Annotated in this window: 15 protein-coding genes and 1 tRNA gene; 11 read left to right on the top strand and 5 right to left on the bottom strand. The window is 36.3% G+C overall.

The annotated features are described in order from the left end of the window. Positions 1-192: 192 nt before the first annotated feature. Positions 193-265 (bottom strand) — tRNA-Val (locus QUS22_RS03070). A 130-nt stretch (positions 266-395) separates the two neighbouring features. Between QUS22_RS03070 and gyrA the strand changes: the two genes are divergently transcribed. Continuing rightward, positions 396-3,113, top strand: a complete 2,718-nt coding sequence (gene gyrA, locus QUS22_RS03065) for a DNA topoisomerase (ATP-hydrolyzing) subunit A (RefSeq protein WP_289513515.1) — start codon at positions 396-398, stop codon at positions 3,111-3,113. A gap of 234 nt (positions 3,114-3,347) precedes the next feature. Here gyrA and gltX read toward each other — a convergent pair whose 3' ends face one another. Next, positions 3,348-4,673: a glutamate--tRNA ligase gene (gltX, locus tag QUS22_RS03060; protein ID WP_289513514.1), complete on the bottom strand. Its 1,326-nt coding sequence runs from the start codon at positions 4,671-4,673 to the stop codon at positions 3,348-3,350. A 551-nt stretch (positions 4,674-5,224) separates the two neighbouring features. Between gltX and QUS22_RS05510 the strand changes: the two genes are divergently transcribed. From QUS22_RS05510 to QUS22_RS03045, 5 genes are all read left to right on the top strand, one after another. Next, a complete protein-coding gene (locus tag QUS22_RS05510; protein WP_353477720.1) occupies positions 5,225-5,338 on the top strand; it encodes a DnaJ domain-containing protein in 114 nt (37 codons plus the stop codon). Positions 5,339-5,378: 40 nt separating this feature from the next. After that, a complete protein-coding gene (locus QUS22_RS03055) occupies positions 5,379-5,546 on the top strand; it encodes a hypothetical protein (protein ID WP_289513513.1) in 168 nt (55 codons plus the stop codon). A 228-nt stretch (positions 5,547-5,774) separates the two neighbouring features. Then, the gene (locus tag QUS22_RS05505; protein WP_353477719.1) at positions 5,775-5,903 is read left to right on the top strand and encodes a hypothetical protein; all 129 of its coding nucleotides are present in this window, start codon (positions 5,775-5,777) and stop codon (positions 5,901-5,903) included. A 213-nt stretch (positions 5,904-6,116) separates the two neighbouring features. Beyond that, positions 6,117-6,305, top strand: coding sequence for a hypothetical protein (locus tag QUS22_RS03050; protein ID WP_289513512.1), 189 nt, complete (start codon positions 6,117-6,119; stop codon positions 6,303-6,305). 53 nt (positions 6,306-6,358) lie between these two features. Further along, the gene (locus tag QUS22_RS03045; protein WP_289513511.1) at positions 6,359-6,508 is read left to right on the top strand and encodes a hypothetical protein; all 150 of its coding nucleotides are present in this window, start codon (positions 6,359-6,361) and stop codon (positions 6,506-6,508) included. A 5-nt stretch (positions 6,509-6,513) separates the two neighbouring features. Here QUS22_RS03045 and QUS22_RS03040 read toward each other — a convergent pair whose 3' ends face one another. Together QUS22_RS03040 and QUS22_RS03035 are read right to left on the bottom strand one after the other, a co-directional pair. After that, positions 6,514-7,785 (bottom strand): protein TolB, encoded by a 1,272-nt coding sequence (locus tag QUS22_RS03040; RefSeq protein WP_289513510.1) that lies wholly within the window; start codon positions 7,783-7,785, stop codon positions 6,514-6,516. A 5-nt stretch (positions 7,786-7,790) separates the two neighbouring features. Next, complete coding sequence (locus QUS22_RS03035; protein ID WP_289513509.1) at positions 7,791-9,425, bottom strand: ribonuclease J; 1,635 nt, start codon at positions 9,423-9,425, stop codon at positions 7,791-7,793. Between the two features lie 260 nt (positions 9,426-9,685). Between QUS22_RS03035 and QUS22_RS03030 the strand changes: the two genes are divergently transcribed. From QUS22_RS03030 to truA, 5 genes are all read left to right on the top strand, one after another. Next, positions 9,686-10,477 (top strand): enoyl-ACP reductase FabI, encoded by a 792-nt coding sequence (locus QUS22_RS03030; RefSeq protein WP_289513508.1) that lies wholly within the window; start codon positions 9,686-9,688, stop codon positions 10,475-10,477. 89 nt (positions 10,478-10,566) lie between these two features. After that, positions 10,567-11,049 (top strand): NADH-quinone oxidoreductase subunit NuoI, encoded by a 483-nt coding sequence (nuoI, locus tag QUS22_RS03025; RefSeq protein WP_289513507.1) that lies wholly within the window; start codon positions 10,567-10,569, stop codon positions 11,047-11,049. A gap of 132 nt (positions 11,050-11,181) precedes the next feature. Continuing rightward, positions 11,182-13,083 (top strand): threonine--tRNA ligase, encoded by a 1,902-nt coding sequence (gene thrS, locus QUS22_RS03020; RefSeq protein ID WP_289513506.1) that lies wholly within the window; start codon positions 11,182-11,184, stop codon positions 13,081-13,083. A gap of 12 nt (positions 13,084-13,095) precedes the next feature. Continuing rightward, positions 13,096-13,605, top strand: coding sequence for a translation initiation factor IF-3 (gene infC / locus QUS22_RS03015; protein ID WP_289513505.1), 510 nt, complete (start codon positions 13,096-13,098; stop codon positions 13,603-13,605). A gap of 101 nt (positions 13,606-13,706) precedes the next feature. Next, positions 13,707-14,444, top strand: a complete 738-nt coding sequence (truA, locus tag QUS22_RS03010) for a tRNA pseudouridine(38-40) synthase TruA (RefSeq protein WP_289513504.1) — start codon at positions 13,707-13,709, stop codon at positions 14,442-14,444. Between the two features lie 8 nt (positions 14,445-14,452). Here truA and dnaN read toward each other — a convergent pair whose 3' ends face one another. After that, positions 14,453-15,610: a DNA polymerase III subunit beta gene (gene dnaN, locus QUS22_RS03005; protein WP_289513503.1), complete on the bottom strand. Its 1,158-nt coding sequence runs from the start codon at positions 15,608-15,610 to the stop codon at positions 14,453-14,455. Positions 15,611-15,718: the final 108 nt, after the last annotated feature.

Raw genomic sequence — 15,718 nt, 5'->3', positions numbered from 1 at the left:
AGCTTTTGGATAATTTAATGGTAAAAATTTTAGAGAGAAATTTTATGTACAATCACTGACATTTTCCCTTAAGTTGACTCCATTGTACGTTCAGCTAAGCGATGTGAGAGACAATAAATAAGGCACCCGTTCAGGAAAAGGGGTAAAATAGGCTATTGTGGTGGGTTTTATGATATGCTAGATCAATATTCATGGGCAATGACAGACTTGAACTGCCGACCTCCTCGGTGTAAACGAGATGCTCTACCAGCTGAGCTAATCGCCCTTTAATGTAATTCTATAGCTCAATATTATTATTGTAAACAAAAAGTAGAACCAAATGCAGCCTAATTTCTCATTGACGATTTGCTTAACAAAATGTTAATATTACAATTACTTTGATCAGAATATAGAAAATGCAAGACAATATAGTACCAGTCTCAATAGCAAAAGAGCTGGAAGATTCCTATCTCTCCTATGCAATGAGCGTAATCATAAGTCGTGCTATACCTGATGTGCGGGATGGATTAAAACCTGTTCATAGGCGCATATTATATGCAATGTCAAGGGCTGGGTTCGATGCTGGTAAGCCATATAAAAAGGCAGCTCGTATAGTCGGGGATGTAATGGGGAAATATCACCCACATGGTGATATGGCTATTTACGACTCCTTGGTCAGAATGGCTCAAGATTTTTCTCTTCTTTTACCACTTATTGATGGGCAAGGTAACTTTGGCTCGATAGATGGAGATCCACCAGCTTCAATGCGATATACAGAAGCAAGACTTCAAAGAGTATCGCACTTTTTACTGAATGATATTGATGAAAATACAGTTGACTTCAGGCCAAATTACGATGGAAATGAGACAGAGCCTGCTGTACTGCCTGCAGAATTTCCAAATCTACTGGTAAACGGTGCAAGTGGTGTTGCAGTTGGCATGGCAACTAATATTCCTTCTCATAATCTTGGAGAAATAATCGATGCTTGTGTGTTATACATAGATAATCCTGAAGTAACTTTAGATGAATTGCTTAAAGTAATACCAGGACCAGATTTTCCAACCGGCGGAACTATTCTTGGCAGGTCTGGAATAAGGTCAGCATTTGCCACAGGTCGAGGCTCAATTGTTGTGCAAGGTAAAACTCATATAGAAGACCTGCCACAAGATAAACAAGCAATAGTTATTGATGAAATACCCTACCAAGTAAATAAAGTAAAATTAATTGAAAAAATATGCGAACTCGTAAAGGAAAAGAGAATTGATGGCATAACAGAAATTAGGGATGAGTCCGATAAGTCCGGTATTAGGATAGTGATTGATCTTAGAAAGAATACCGCAGCAGATTTTACATTAAACCAAATATTGGGACTAACTCCTTTAAAAAGTAGTTTCAGTGTTAACACTTTAGTCCTCAATAATAACAGGCCTGCTTTGATGTCATTAAAAGAGATCATAGCTGCTTTTGTTGATTTTAGAAAAGAAGTATTAATTAGGAGAACAGAATTTCGTCTAAGAAAAACGAGAGAAAAAGCTCACATATATATAGGACTCTACATTGCAGTCTTGAACATAGATGAGGTGATAAAAATCATCCGCGGCGCAAAAGATCCTGAAGAAGCAAACAGAGAGCTTTTAAACAAGGAATGGAAAACTTCAGTTGAAATAAACACAATTATTGGATTAATTTCAGATAGCACGAGCTTTTTGAAAGATGGAGTTTACAAATTAACTGAACTACAGACGAAAGCTATTCTTGACATAAAGTTGCAACGCTTAACAGCCCTTGAAAAAGACAAATTAGAAACTGAGTTAAACTCAATGATCGACCTAATAAAAGAATACATTATTTTTCTTGGCTCAGAAGAAAAATTGATGAAAGAAATAAAAAATAATTTACAAGAAATAAAGAACAGATTTGCCGTACCGCGAAAAACTGCAATAGAAGAATCAGATACAGACATTGAAGCTGAGGATCTCCTCCCACAAGAGGATATGGTGGTAACCGTAACTATGAATGGCTACATTAAGCGCGTGAAGCTCTCTCACTATAGAACTCAGCGTCGTGGCGGAAAAGGAAAACTAGGACAGGAGTTAAAAGAAGAGGATGTAATCACAAAATTATTTGTTGGGAATACTCACACTAGCCTTCTATTCTTTTCTAGCATTGGCCGAGTATATAGATTAAAAGTTTATAAGTTACCTCTTGCAGAACCAACTGCACGTGGAAGGGCGCTTGTTAATATACTTCCTCTTACTGAAAGTGAAACTATAACTAACATCATGCCGCTACCAAGTGAGAGTGATGAAAATCAAAACATAGTTTTTGCTACTGCTTATGGGAACATAAGGCGTAATTCCTTAGCAGACTTTCACTACATTCCAAGCAATGGGAAAATAGCAATAAAACTCGATAAAGGAGATAAATTAATATCGGTTAAAGTATGCAACGAAATTGATCACGTTTTACTCTCAACAATGCTTGGGAAAAGTATCAGATTTGTCTTAAGCGATGTGCGTCAATTTAAAAGCCGCAACTCAGATGGTGTAAGAGGTATTAAACTTGCGAAGAATGATAGCGTGATATCCATGACAATACTAAACGGTATAGGCATCACAACAGAAACAAAAGAACTTTACTTAAAGGTTCCACTTGCAAAAAGGCTAGAAGCTGCAATCAATAACTTAATTGATTCTAAATTGGAAAAGACTTTGAACGACTTGGGAATAGATAACGAATTATTCTTAAAACTTGCAATGAATGAGGAGTTCATATTAACTATTACTGAAAATGGCTTTGGTAAAAGAACTTCTGCATATGAGTACAGAGTAACCAATAGAGGCGGCGTCGGTATTACCAATATTCTTACCACTAGCAGAAATGGCAATGTTGTTGCCAGTTTTCCAGTCGAACAGGGTGACAATATAATGCTCATTACAGATAAAGGAAAGTTAATTCGCATCTCGGTCAGTGAAATCAGAATTGCAGGACGTAGCACTCAGGGGGTCACTCTATTTAAAACAGAGAGTAGAGAAAAGGTAGTGTCAACAGCAAAAATTGAATACCCTGGTTCCACTGAAGAAAATATGTCTAAGGCCGGAGACTCTATTTCCCCCTCAGCTGTAGCAGTGTGATAAATATAGCTATATACCTGAAATCTTTTTACCTGTATCATAGTCCTTTCTTTCAGCAGTACCTAAATTTTGGATAGCTTTTCCGCGTAGATGTACCTCATTCTTAACCTATGCCTACTTCACCTCATCCTTCCAAGATTTTTAACAGGTCCTTATAGTTTCCACACCCTTCACTCGTCAGCAAAACAATCTTTCACTTGTGTTTCATATCTGAAGCCTTAAGTTATAGTAATTTTAATATTCCCTTAACCTTACAATGATATTTTCTCTGCCGATAAAAATTAATAACTTAGCGAGTTCTGGACCTGTTTTCGTGCCCGTTAAGGCTAAACGTAGCTGCATAAATAAGTCTTTTGCCTTTACATCCACTGTTTGTTGAATAGCTTTGACCCACTCCGATAATGTGTTTTCACTACAGTCACCCTGAGGCAATGCATTGAGCGCGATCTTTATAAGCTCTTTATCAAGAATCACAGGCTCTACATTGGACTTGCATATTTGCCACCATTTAGCAACTTCTGAAAATCTTTCTATATTGTTCCTAATAAAATACCAAAACTCTGGAGAGTTCACTCCTATTTGATTTAAACGTTCTTTCACCACTTCAAATGACATTTGTTGCAGAACTTTGCTATTTAGCTTATATACTTCACTCAAGCTAAATTGCGCAGGTGCTGAGCTAAATTTTTTAATGTCAAATGAGTCAATCAAAGATTGCATGTCAACATAAGCTTCGATTGGATCGGATGTTCCAAGTTTCGCTAAATAACTAGTGAGCGCCATCTGTTCTATTTCATCTTCTTTTATTGACTTAATATCTAGCCCACCTCTTCGTTTCGATATCTTGCTATCACCAAAACGCAGCAGAAGAGGAAGATGAACAAACATAGGAATTTTCGCTTTCAATGCCTGAATCATTTGTATCTGTACCGCGGTATTAGCTACATGATCTTCTCCACGTACAACATGGGTTACATTAAAGTCAACATCATCAACAGCAGAAGGTAACATGTATGTGTAAATTCCATCTTCTCTTTTTACCACAGGGTCGCTGGTGTGATTTGTTGCAATATTTATTTCACCTTTAATTTCATCATTCCATTTGACAGCTTCATTTCTATCCAATTTAAATCTAAAATATGGCCTTCGTCCTTCCTGCTCATAACGAATTTTCTCTTGTTCAGTTAGAAGTAACGCACCTCTATCATAAACAGGAGGAAGCCCTTGTTTTAATTGCAATTTTCGTTTAATGTCTAATTCCTCTCTTGTTTCATAGCATGCATAAATATGCCCTTCATTTATTAACTGCAAAAACACCTCGTTGTAGCGCTCAAAGCGCTCTGATTGTTTAAAATTTGAATCCCAATCTATACCAACCCACTTCAAGTCTTGCATGATGCTATCTATGTATTTGACGTCTGAACGCTGAAGGTCCGTATCATCGAAACGAAGTAGAAACTTTCCGTTTTGACTACGTGTGTACATCCAGCAAACCAAAGCAGTGCGAATGTTTCCTACATGGAGATAGCCAGTTGGGCTTGGAGCGAATCTTGTTAACATCTAATTTGTGGCTCTGATTTATTTTAATTCTATATAAATACGTGGCTAAAACAAGGTCCGTTTGTAGCCAAAGCAACTTAGATTACGCAATTGCATGAACATTATGATTTGAAAATAGGAAAACAGAACTAAAAATACTTGACAAGCTTTGCCAGCCTCATTAACTTAGCATTAAGGGTGTTTTTGAACACTTATTTTTGACCTGCAGGTTCAACAGCAAAACTCAGGGTATTTTTTGGCAGATTACATCAAATTATTAAGGCTGCTTGTCTTTTAAATTTTTCCATGTCCAGCCAAATCGCGCTTAAACTAAGCGTCAGCACATTATTACAATACCAATCTAAAGTATTATATGGTCAAAACTCACTACTCGGGGTTTCTTTGTCTTTTTTTTGTTTAGTGAATTCCTCAATGCCTTTATTTGCAATTTAAAAGTAGTGGTTATTAAAACATAAAAAAACGCCATTCCAGTACTTGGCAAATTTGTCCCTAGGCTCTAATTTTTTATTTTGGCTTCTTGAGTGGACATGTCAAAATGATAGGGAGTAGGTATGATTCCAAAAACACGCAAAGAGGCACTTAAAGTGCTAGGATTATCAAAGAATGCGGATGAAAAAGAGATCAAAAAGGCATATCACAAGCTTATACTTAAAATGACATCCTGACAAATGGTCAGATGAAAGCCAAGAAAAGAAAGATAAAGAAATGGAAAAATCCAAGGAAATAATGGTAGCATATGGAATATTAATAGACGAGATCAAGGAGGAATTCATACGTCAACAACCTAATGATGATTGGGCTAATTGGTTGTACGAAAGTTGCAAAAAATACTACGGCTTGCATTTAAAAAAGGAAGAGTACCATTTATTTTAAGCCCTTACAGACAAGATTTAACTAAAACAAAAACTCTGTTAGAACAAGTTCGAGACATCAACACACAAATCAAATTTTGCAATATACTTACTAGTAAGTCAATATTGCACTATATTGCAAAAAATGCTTGTAATGACCTAAATCCGGTTGGATAGAACTTCTAGAAGAAGTTTTATCAAAATAATAGTGCTAACAATTCTACACCAGACATAGATGTGAATATTATGAGTGAACTTTATAGGTACGCCTTTATGTGTTGCGCGTCAACTAGGGAGCCTTGATGTTGTAAATGTGCTTTTAAAGCACAAAGCAGATCCTAATGTATATAATACCCATCCACCACTGTATTATGCTTAAAAGAAAATAAAATTGACATTGCTAATGCACTTCCTGAGCATGGCGCTAAAGCCGAAAAGTTAAACCCTATTGCAATCGTAGAATATAATTAAGAGTGCGGTAGAAGCTCTCTTACCGCATTTATCTGATGCAACAAAAGGTATGATGCTACATCATATTGCCACGGATGATAGCACGTAGACTGATTACTGTATTGAAATTGTAAAATTATTATTGAATTCAGGTACTGATCCTGACCGTTTTGTTCAACATACCGACCCAAAAAAGAAAGGTGAGCTTATAAAGCTATATAATGAACACAAAGAAAACGCAATTAACAATAATTCATATCCAAAAAAAGCTCTTGGCCACCTATATACAAAATATAGCTCTCCACAAAAACAATCTTCAGAAAGAAGATAACCAATTATAGTTCTAGCGTTATTGTTTGGCGCTATAGGGCAATTCTTGCTGCAATGGAAATTATACCTGAAATTGCTGTTGTTGGAGTAGTTGCAACTATTGTATTATCAGGAATTACTGGTACTATATTAGGTGGTGCAGCGGGGTATCTTGTCGATGCAGCGGCTAATCGGTGCGGTGGTAATCAGCAGTGTGTAGCTTAGGTAATTCAAAAATAAGACCAATCTGGTAAATAGGCATTTGTGGGGGTGGAAATTATTTTGTGACTGTTCTTTACTAGATCCACTAAACATAGTTTAGAGTTGCTTGGTGATTCTGTTTTTGTAAAAATGATTCCCCTGCCATTTGGTAACCACGCTGGAGATTCAATTTTATGTCCCTCTGAAAGTAGACGTTCTTCTTTGCCATTTGGTTTCATAACTCCTATGTAGAATTTTCCTGACTGGATCTTTGTAAAAGCTATAAGATCCCCCTTTGGTGACCAAACAGGTGTAGCATATTTCCCACTTCCAAAACTAATCCTTTTGGGTTTTCCATTTTTTTTAGTAAAGTCAATTATGTATAGTTGCTGACTTCCACTTACATCAGAACTAAAGACCATATATTTCTGATCTGGAGAAAAGGAGGGAGAAGTGTTTATTGCCGAACTTCTAGTAATTTTTTTTGTACGTTTACTATCTAAATCTAAAGACAATATATTCGTTTCACCATTAGATGAGTGAGAGATCAAAAGAGATTTGCCATCAGGAGAAAATCTCGGAGCAGAGATAACCTCCTCAAACGCACTAACTATTGATTCAGTATTATCTTTCAAATTCTTCAATATTATGTAGCTTCTACCATCCAGATACGAGATATAAACAATGCTTTCTCCATTCGGTGAAAATCTTGGTGTTGACACAAATTTATCGCCGTTTGTTAAATACTTTATATCACTTCCATCTTGATTCATAACAGCAATCTTGCGCATGGATTTGTAATTACCATCTTTTTCTTCGGCGATGTACGCTATCTTCGTGCTAAAATGCCCCTTCTCACCAATTAATCTACCATATATTGAATCTGAAATAAGATGGGCAATTTTTCTCCAGTCTTTTGCTAGAAAAACAACTGACTGGGCAAATAACTCTCTTTCTGTGAGAGTATCAAACAAATGAAACGATAGTTTTAAGGCTTTATTTGATACTTCGCTTAAACTTACTTTGACTAATGTATCGCCTTTCCAAGGTTTAGACGACGTGATTTCAGTTTCTGTGCCGCGTTTTACACTAAATAAGCCGCTATCAGATAAATTTGTCTCAATTATTTTTGTAACACTTTCGCTTAATTCACTTTCTAGCTCTGTTTTACATATACATTTGGAAACAACAAGGCTGATGTTACCAACACTGTTTTTCCTTACGTCAACATATAAAGCAGCTTTAGTAAAATAAGGAATAAATAACGAAAGAAGTAATATTAGCTGAAGGAATAACTTCATTCATTTCATACCTGTTCTATTTGGACCTCGATTATAGGTCTTTTTAGTAAATATTCCCTTAAGATACTAAATATTGAGCTCTCAATCTTATTTCTTATTTTTTTCATTGATTGCAAACCAAACGCTGACTCAACTGTTTTTATGATCCTCTGTATGATAGCTGCATCTTCTATCGTTTCAAAAACACCAGGTGCAAACACTTTTGGTTTAGCAAGCAATTTATTTTTCTTGTTCACAACCGCTGTCACTACAATAGCTCCAGCATCCCTCATCTTCCTGCGCATTTTTATTACACTACTCTCCGGATAACGTAGCAATATACCATCAACACCAAAGTAATCAACATCAATTGAATCAATTTTTTCTCCGCTCTCCAAATTAACGATATCACCTGGTGCAACCATTATTGCTTTTTCCACACCACACTCTTTAGCAAACTTTACATGTGCGTGCGTATGAATATACTCACCATGAACTGGAATAGACATTTTAGGCTTTATCAAAGAATACATCTCTCTTAGCTCTGCTCTTACTGGATGCCCAGAAGCATGAATATGCTCTGTTTTTTCAGTAACAACCTCTACTCCCATCTCAATGAAGGCATTGTATATATTGTGTACACGAGTTTCATTACCAGGAATGATTTTTGAAGAAAAAATCATTGTATCGCCTTGTTGCATTTTAAATGCATGATGACTCCTATTAGCAAGCTTTGAAGTTGCTGCCATTGGTTCACCTTGGCAACCAGTGCAGATCAATAATATTTTTTCCCTTGGTAAATTTGCCACATCTTTTGCTTCAAGAAACTGAGCAGAATTAGTTAAATACCCACTATCTTGCGCAACTTTTACTATTTTCCACAAAGACCTTCCAAGTAGAACTACTTTTCTATTCAGCGCCTTCGCGGCTTGGCTTATCGTTTCAATCCGCGCCACATTTGAAGCAAACAGTGACACAGCAACTAGTTTTTTAGAACGCCTTATTATGTTATAAATATTGTTATAAATTTCACCCTCTGACTCAGGGTTATGTTTGCTTAATATGTTTGTTGAATCACAAATTGCTGCAAGTAGATCACCCTTACCGCCAATTTCCTTTAAACGACTCACGTTAGAAGTTGAACCAATAACAGGTTTTGGGTCAAACTTCCAATCGCCAGTATGGAGTGCGCTGCCTACGCCAGTGCTAACTAATATTGAATGTGCTTCAGGAATTGAGTGAGTTATGTTTATAAACTCAATGTTGAAAGGACCTAAGTTTATGCTGCCGTTTATATCTACCTCTTTTACAGGCACCATATCTTTCAATCGAAACTCTTTTAGCTTTTCCTTGAGAAAATTAACCGTAAACTTTGTTGTATATATAGGACATTGCAGCTTTTCCCACAAGTAAGGCACTGCACCACAATGGTCTTCATGAGCATGTGTAATTATTATTCCAAGCAAATCTTTTTTTCTTTGAGCAATAAAGCTTAAGTCAGCAATTAACAGCTCAATACCTGGCATAGTTTCATCTGCAAAACCAATACCAAGATCAATCATAATCCACTTGCCTTGGTAATGATATAAGCTAACATTCATCCCAATTCTGCCGACTCCTCCAAGTGGAAGAAATAAAAACTCATTTTTGTTTATATTCATTAATTTTAAATTATTAAAATGTGAGAATAGCAAAACTTCAGCTCTAAATAAAGGAGTTTGTTATTTTTGTATAGCTTTAAGGAGAAAAACAAGAGCCTTGAAAGATTTTTGGCTTTTTTATTTTACTCCAAACTTATATCTAGCTGTAAGGTTGATATACCTAATAACTACTTTTAACCTCAAAAAATGTTTTTAAATATAGTTAATATCTTGACTTTATTTAATCAATACTCCAAATTGTAAAAAACAGAGGGTATCATATGGCAACGAATTTATTACAAGGTAAAAAGGGGTTAATAACTGGAATAACAAACAAGAGATCGATAGCGTATGGCATAGCAAAGGCTCTTTCAGAGCACGGAGCGGAACTCTCAGTCACCTACCAAAATGAAATGGTAAAAGAGAGGTTATTACCTATAGCAACTGAATTAAATGTGGAGTTAGTACTAAACTGTGATGTTGCAAATGAAAAAACTATAGATGACGTTTTTAAAGTAATAGAGAAAAAATGGGGCACTCTCGGCTTTTTAGTACATGCGGTCGCATTCTCTGATAAGAGAGAATTGAGCGGTAAGTATGTCAATACTTCGCTGAATAATTTCCAAAATGCGATGAACATATCTTGCTATTCTTTTACTGCTTTAGCACAAAGAGCTGAAAAAATGATGCCAAATGGCGGTAGTTTGCTTACTTTATCTTATTATGGTGCTGAAAAGGTTATGCCAAACTACAATGTCATGGGCTTATGTAAAGCAGCACTTGAAGCAAGTGTAAAGTATCTAGCATGTGACTTAGGGCCACAAAATATTAGAGTAAATGCAATTTCTGCAGGTCCAGTCAGAACTTTAGCGTCTTCTGGGATAAGCAATTTTCACTTCATATCAGAATGGAACAGAAATAATTCTCCACTTAGACGCAATACCACAATAGAGGATGTTGGAAAAGCAGCGCTGTATTTATTAAGTGACTTAAGTAGCGGAACTACGGGAGAAGTTTTACACGTTGATTCAGGGTATAATGTGGTAGGGATGAAGGTACCCGACCGAATATAGTGCAAAGTTGAGAACTGAATACAAGAAAAAAAGCCTTTTGAAAATTGGTAATATGATTTATAATTACCAACATAAGCTTTAAATACTTTATGCTCAAAAAATTAGCTTGGTATTGGTTCTTCGTAGAGTTGATTAAAGGGTTTACTATTACATTGAAATACATGTTCAAGCCGAAGGTCACGTTGAGGTATCCTATGGAAAAGGGCCCTCTAAGTCCAAGGTTTCGTGGTGAGCATGCGCTGCGCAGGTACCAAAACGGCGAAGAACGCTGTATAGCTTGTAAATTATGTGAAGTTATTTGCCCTGCCCAAGCAATAGTTATTGAAGCAGAGGAAAGAGAAGATGGAAGTCGTCGTACTACACGTTATGATATTGACATGACAAAGTGCATATATTGTGGGCTTTGCCAGGAAGCATGTCCAGTTGACGCAATTGTTGAGGGCCCTAATTTTGAGTTTGCAACAGAAACAAGAGAAGAGCTAATGTACAATAAAGACAAGTTATTGCGTAATGGTGAAATTTGGGAAGAAGCAATTGCACTTAGGTTGAAAAAGAACAGACCGTATTACTAATGTTAAAAATTTACAATATTAAGCCTTTGTTATTCGAGTGTCTTTTTGTGTCATCCAAGTAGCGTGATGCTTGGATGACACCATTGGAAAAAGCAAGCTACTTTCAAGCTAAATGTTCATATAGGTCTATTTATGATTAAGATTACTTTTCCAGCCGAACAAAAAGTGGAAGAATACAGCAGCAGAGTTACTGGTTTTGATATATTAAAATCAGACATTTTAAAAGAAGCAGTTGCTCTAAAGATAAGTGGTGAGTTATATGACCTCTCACGTGAAATTGAATCTGACACAGAAGTAGAGGTGATACAGCTCAGTGACGAAGTGGGTTTGGATATAATAAGGCATGATGCTGCTCATATAATGGCTCAAGCAGTGAAAGAACTCTTTCCTAATACTCAGATTACTATCGGTCCAACAATTCAGAACGGCTTCTACTATGATTTTGCTACAGATCGTGCCTTTACCACAGACGACCTCGCTTCGATAGAAAGGAAAATGAAAGAAATTATAAAAAGTAACCACAGATTTGTTCGAGAAGTTTGGACTCGTAAGCAAGCAATTGACTTTTTTAGCAGTATAGGTGAAAAATATAAGGTTGATATTATCTCTTCCATACCAGAGAGTGAAGATCTAACTGTTTATAGACAAGGTGACTTTGTCGACTTGTGTCGTGGTCCGCACTCCCCTTCAACTGGCAGAGTTAAAGCATTTAAGCTCATGAAAGTTGCAGGAGCATATTGGCGTGGCGATGCTAAAGGTTTAATGTTGCAGCGAATATATGGCACTGCATGGAGAAATAAGGATGAATTAAACACTTATCTTGAATGTCTGAAAGAAGCAGAAAAACGCGACCACCGTAAAATCGCCAAGGATATGGATTTGTTTCACATTCAAGAGGAAGCTGTGGGCCAAGTTTTTTGGCATGAACAGGGATATACTTTATATAATGTCCTTGAATCTTATATAAGGAAAAAATTAATAAATAATGGTTATTTTGAGGTAAGAACCCCCATTTTAGTAAGCAAGGAGTTGTGGGAAAAATCGGGGCATTGGGATAAGTTTCGTGAAAACATGTTTATCGTTGATGAACTTGAGAGTAAAAAGCTAGCAATAAAACCTATGAACTGTCCTTGCCATGTGCAGATTTTTAATTCTCATACCAGAAGCTACCGCGATTTACCGATACGTATGGCAGAATTTGGTACGTGCCATAGGAATGAAAGCTCAGGTTCATTGCATGGGCTGATGCGAGTACGTGGTTTCACGCAAGATGATGCACACATTTTTTGCATGGAAGAACAAGTTAATTCCGAAACTGTAAGATTCTGTGACCTTTTAAAAGAAGTATATTCAGAGCTTGGGTTCAATGAAATTTCTGTGAAATTTTCAGACCGTCCAAATGTTAGAGCAGGAGATGATGAAGTTTGGGATAGAGCTGAAAAAGCGCTGCTTGAAGCCGTTAAAGAAGCGGGTTTAAGTTATGAACAGAGCCCAGGTGAAGGCGCATTCTATGGTCCAAAGTTAGAGTTTGTTCTGAAAGATGCAATAGGTAGAAATTGGCAATGTGGGACGTTGCAAGTTGATTTCATTTTACCAGAACGTCTGGGAGCTTTTTATATAGGAGCAGACGGACAAAAGCACCACCCTGTTATGCTACATAGGGCAATTCTTGGAACTTTTGAACGTTTTATTGGAATTTTAATAGAGCATTATGCAGGAAAATTTCCACTGTGGCTCGCTCCAACGCAACTTGCCATTCTAACCGTTACAAATGAAGCCGACGATTATGCTACAGGAATTTGCAATACTTTAAAAAAACAAGGCGTTAGAGTTAAGACCGACTTAACCAATGAAAAAATTAGTTACAAGATACGCTTGCATAGTTCAAATAAGATCCCTATATTATGGGTTGTAGGCAAAAATGAAGTTGCAAGTAAAGCTGTGGCAGTGAGAAATTTAGGGTCAGGAAAACAGGAGTCTTTTTCTTATGAAAAAGCTGCTGAATTGATATTAAAAAGTATTAACTTAAGTTAAGGGAGATAAAATTTGCAAACCAAAAAATATAGGATCAATGAATTTATTACATCCAAGGAGGTACGCTTAGTTGATCAGAATGGCAAAATGGTCGGAATTGTGTCAATAGCAAGGGCTTTGGAATCTGCTCAGGGTGTCGGTTTAGATTTGGTAGAAATTGCGCCTGATTCAATCCCTCCGGTGTGCAAAATACTGGACTATAGCAAACAAAGGTATGACGCAAAAAAGAAGGCAAGTGAAGCAAAAAAGAAACAAAAAACGTTCACTATAAAGGAAATTAAGCTGGGTCCCAATATTGGCGATCACGACTATGAAACAAAATTGCGTCACGCAAGGGATTTTCTTACACATGGACATAAAATCAAAGTCACAATGAAATTTAGAGGTAGAGAGCTCATAAACACTGATGTTGGGCTGAAAAAACTAGAACGGCTAATTAGAGATACTGAAGATATTGCAAAGATAGAATTAGCACCTAAAAGAGAAGGGAATCAATATTTTTTAGCTCTGGTTGCTAAGTAGCAAAATTTGTTTACGACAAAAATTCGTAACTGCTCACTGAGTTTCGCTTAAATCAAACGGACTACATCCTAGTTAAGGTAGAGAGTTAGATAGACTTTACAGTGCGATACAAAATAACGATAGAGTACAATGGTAGTAATTTTTCTGGCTGGCAAAAGCAGCAACACTCTGCTAACTCAATCCAGGAGATTATAGAAAATGCTATATTCAATTTTAGCGGTGAGAAAGTTACTTTGCACTGTGGTGGCAGAACTGATGCAGGAGTTCATGCCTTAGAACAAGTTGCTCACTTTGACATGGAAAGAGAATTTGAGCTCTATAGAGTAAGGAACGCAATAAATTACCACTTAAAATCAATTCCCATAGCTGTGCTAAATGCAGAAGTTGTGGATGACGCTTTTCACTCACGGTTCTCAGCAAAAAAAAGACATTACGAATACAGAATAACTAATCGCTATGCTCCTGTAGCCCTGGAAGCTGGTTATGTATGGCAAGTGTTCAACCCACTTGATGTAAACATCATGTGTGAAGCTGCTAAGTATCTACTTGGAAAACACAACCTTTCAAGTTTCCGTTCAAAAGGTTGTCAAGCTACAAATCCTATAAGAACAATCGATGATATCGATATAATACAAAATGGGAGCCATATATATATCAAAATATCTGCAATCTCCTTTTTACATAACCAAGTGAGAATCATTGTAGGCACTTTAGTCGAATTTGGAAAAAATAGAACTAATCCACAAGAAATGTTAAATATACTAAACCAATGTAAAAGAAATGCCGCTGGCGTTACTGCACCGCCTTGTGGTTTATACTTGGTAAAGATAGATTACTAATGAGTAGCTTAAGTCCTCATTGGCATTACTATATATAATGCACTTGGATCATCTTCATCGAAGATAATTGCAGCATTATTACCATCTAATAAGCTAAACTTACATTTATTTTTTATGCAAGACAAAACATCAAGCAAATAGCGTGAATTAAATCCTATTTCCATAGGAGTTTCATTATAATCTACCTCTATGGATTCAGTTGCATCACTGCACTCTTGAGAGTTTGAATGTAGAGTTAATAATTTTTCTTTTAACAAGAACCTAATGGACTTTATTTTATCAGATACAACAACGGAAACTCGATCTATAACGCTAGCAAGCTTACCACTTTCAACAATCATTTGTTTATCTTGAGACATTGGAATAACAGCTTTGTAATCTGGAAAAGTCCCATCTATCAATTTTGATATTAGAATATACTCACCGCATGTAAATTTGATTTTTCTATCTGAAAGTTTTATATTAACTTCATTACAGTCATCCAATACTTTTAATAACTCCATGACAGTTTTCCGTGGAATGATTACACCAAATTCGCCATTGACACTTCCAGGCTTAGGCTTTTTTACACACGATAAACGGTGACCATCGGTTGCAACGCAGCACAGAAATTGCTCATCTGTATGCAGATATATTCCATTTAAATTATACCTCGTATCATCTAGTGATACAGCAAACTTTGTTTTAGTTAACAAGTCTACTAAGACTGTACTCAGCAGAGTGAAATCATATTTATAATCTCCTTCCTCAAGAACAGGAAAGTTGCTTGAAACTATATTTGGTAAAGAAAAGTTTGCATTTCCACAAGATATCAATAGTTTTCCTTGATCGTTCACTTCAAAAGTGACATCCAAGTCGGTTGGCAATTTCTTCACTATATCACGCAAAGTATGTGCTGAGATTTTTACTTCTCCTTCCTTTGATACATTCGCAGCAAGTGAGGCAAATATAGAAATATCAAGATCAGTAGCTTTCAGTTTTATGCTGCCATATTGTGCTTTGATATTTATACACGCCAAAACATCTATTGCATTGCGCCTTTCAACTACTCCGCTTACTCTGGATAATGTATTTAAAAGACTTGAACAACTCACACTAAAACACATTTGCTTACACACAGAACTTTGCCCTTTGATTTCTACATCTATACCCACAACCTCTGACATTACCAACTCTAAAAATATATTCTAAATGATATCCACATTCTACTTAAAGTAAAGTGCTATTTACAAGACTTATTGAATATCTGTAAACGAAAATTTACTATTCCGCTG

It is taken from the genome of Wolbachia pipientis (assembly GCF_030373985.1).
GTDB lineage: Bacteria > Pseudomonadota > Alphaproteobacteria > Rickettsiales > Anaplasmataceae > Wolbachia > Wolbachia pipientis_D.
The sequence above is the reverse complement of the archived record's forward strand: the minus strand, read 5'-3'. Positions and strand labels throughout refer to the sequence as shown.

What these genes read in the sequence shown, in the direction of transcription:
- gyrA (WP_289513515.1), top strand. Translation starts at nt 396, where the DNA reads ATGCAAGACAATATAGTACCAGTCTCAATAGCAAAAGAGCTGGAAGAT.
- QUS22_RS03035 (WP_289513509.1), bottom strand. Translation starts at nt 9,425, where the DNA reads ATGAATATAAACAAAAATGAGTTTTTATTTCTTCCACTTGGAGGAGTC.
- nuoI (WP_289513507.1), top strand. Translation starts at nt 10,567, where the DNA reads ATGCTCAAAAAATTAGCTTGGTATTGGTTCTTCGTAGAGTTGATTAAA.
- QUS22_RS03045 (WP_289513511.1), top strand. Translation starts at nt 6,359, where the DNA reads ATGGAAATTATACCTGAAATTGCTGTTGTTGGAGTAGTTGCAACTATT.
- QUS22_RS05510 (WP_353477720.1), top strand. Translation starts at nt 5,225, where the DNA reads ATGATTCCAAAAACACGCAAAGAGGCACTTAAAGTGCTAGGATTATCA.
- dnaN (WP_289513503.1), bottom strand. Translation starts at nt 15,610, where the DNA reads ATGTCAGAGGTTGTGGGTATAGATGTAGAAATCAAAGGGCAAAGTTCT.
- QUS22_RS03055 (WP_289513513.1), top strand. Translation starts at nt 5,379, where the DNA reads ATGGAAAAATCCAAGGAAATAATGGTAGCATATGGAATATTAATAGAC.
- QUS22_RS03030 (WP_289513508.1), top strand. Translation starts at nt 9,686, where the DNA reads ATGGCAACGAATTTATTACAAGGTAAAAAGGGGTTAATAACTGGAATA.
- thrS (WP_289513506.1), top strand. Translation starts at nt 11,182, where the DNA reads ATGATTAAGATTACTTTTCCAGCCGAACAAAAAGTGGAAGAATACAGC.
- QUS22_RS03040 (WP_289513510.1), bottom strand. Translation starts at nt 7,785, where the DNA reads ATGAAGTTATTCCTTCAGCTAATATTACTTCTTTCGTTATTTATTCCT.
- gltX (WP_289513514.1), bottom strand. Translation starts at nt 4,673, where the DNA reads ATGTTAACAAGATTCGCTCCAAGCCCAACTGGCTATCTCCATGTAGGA.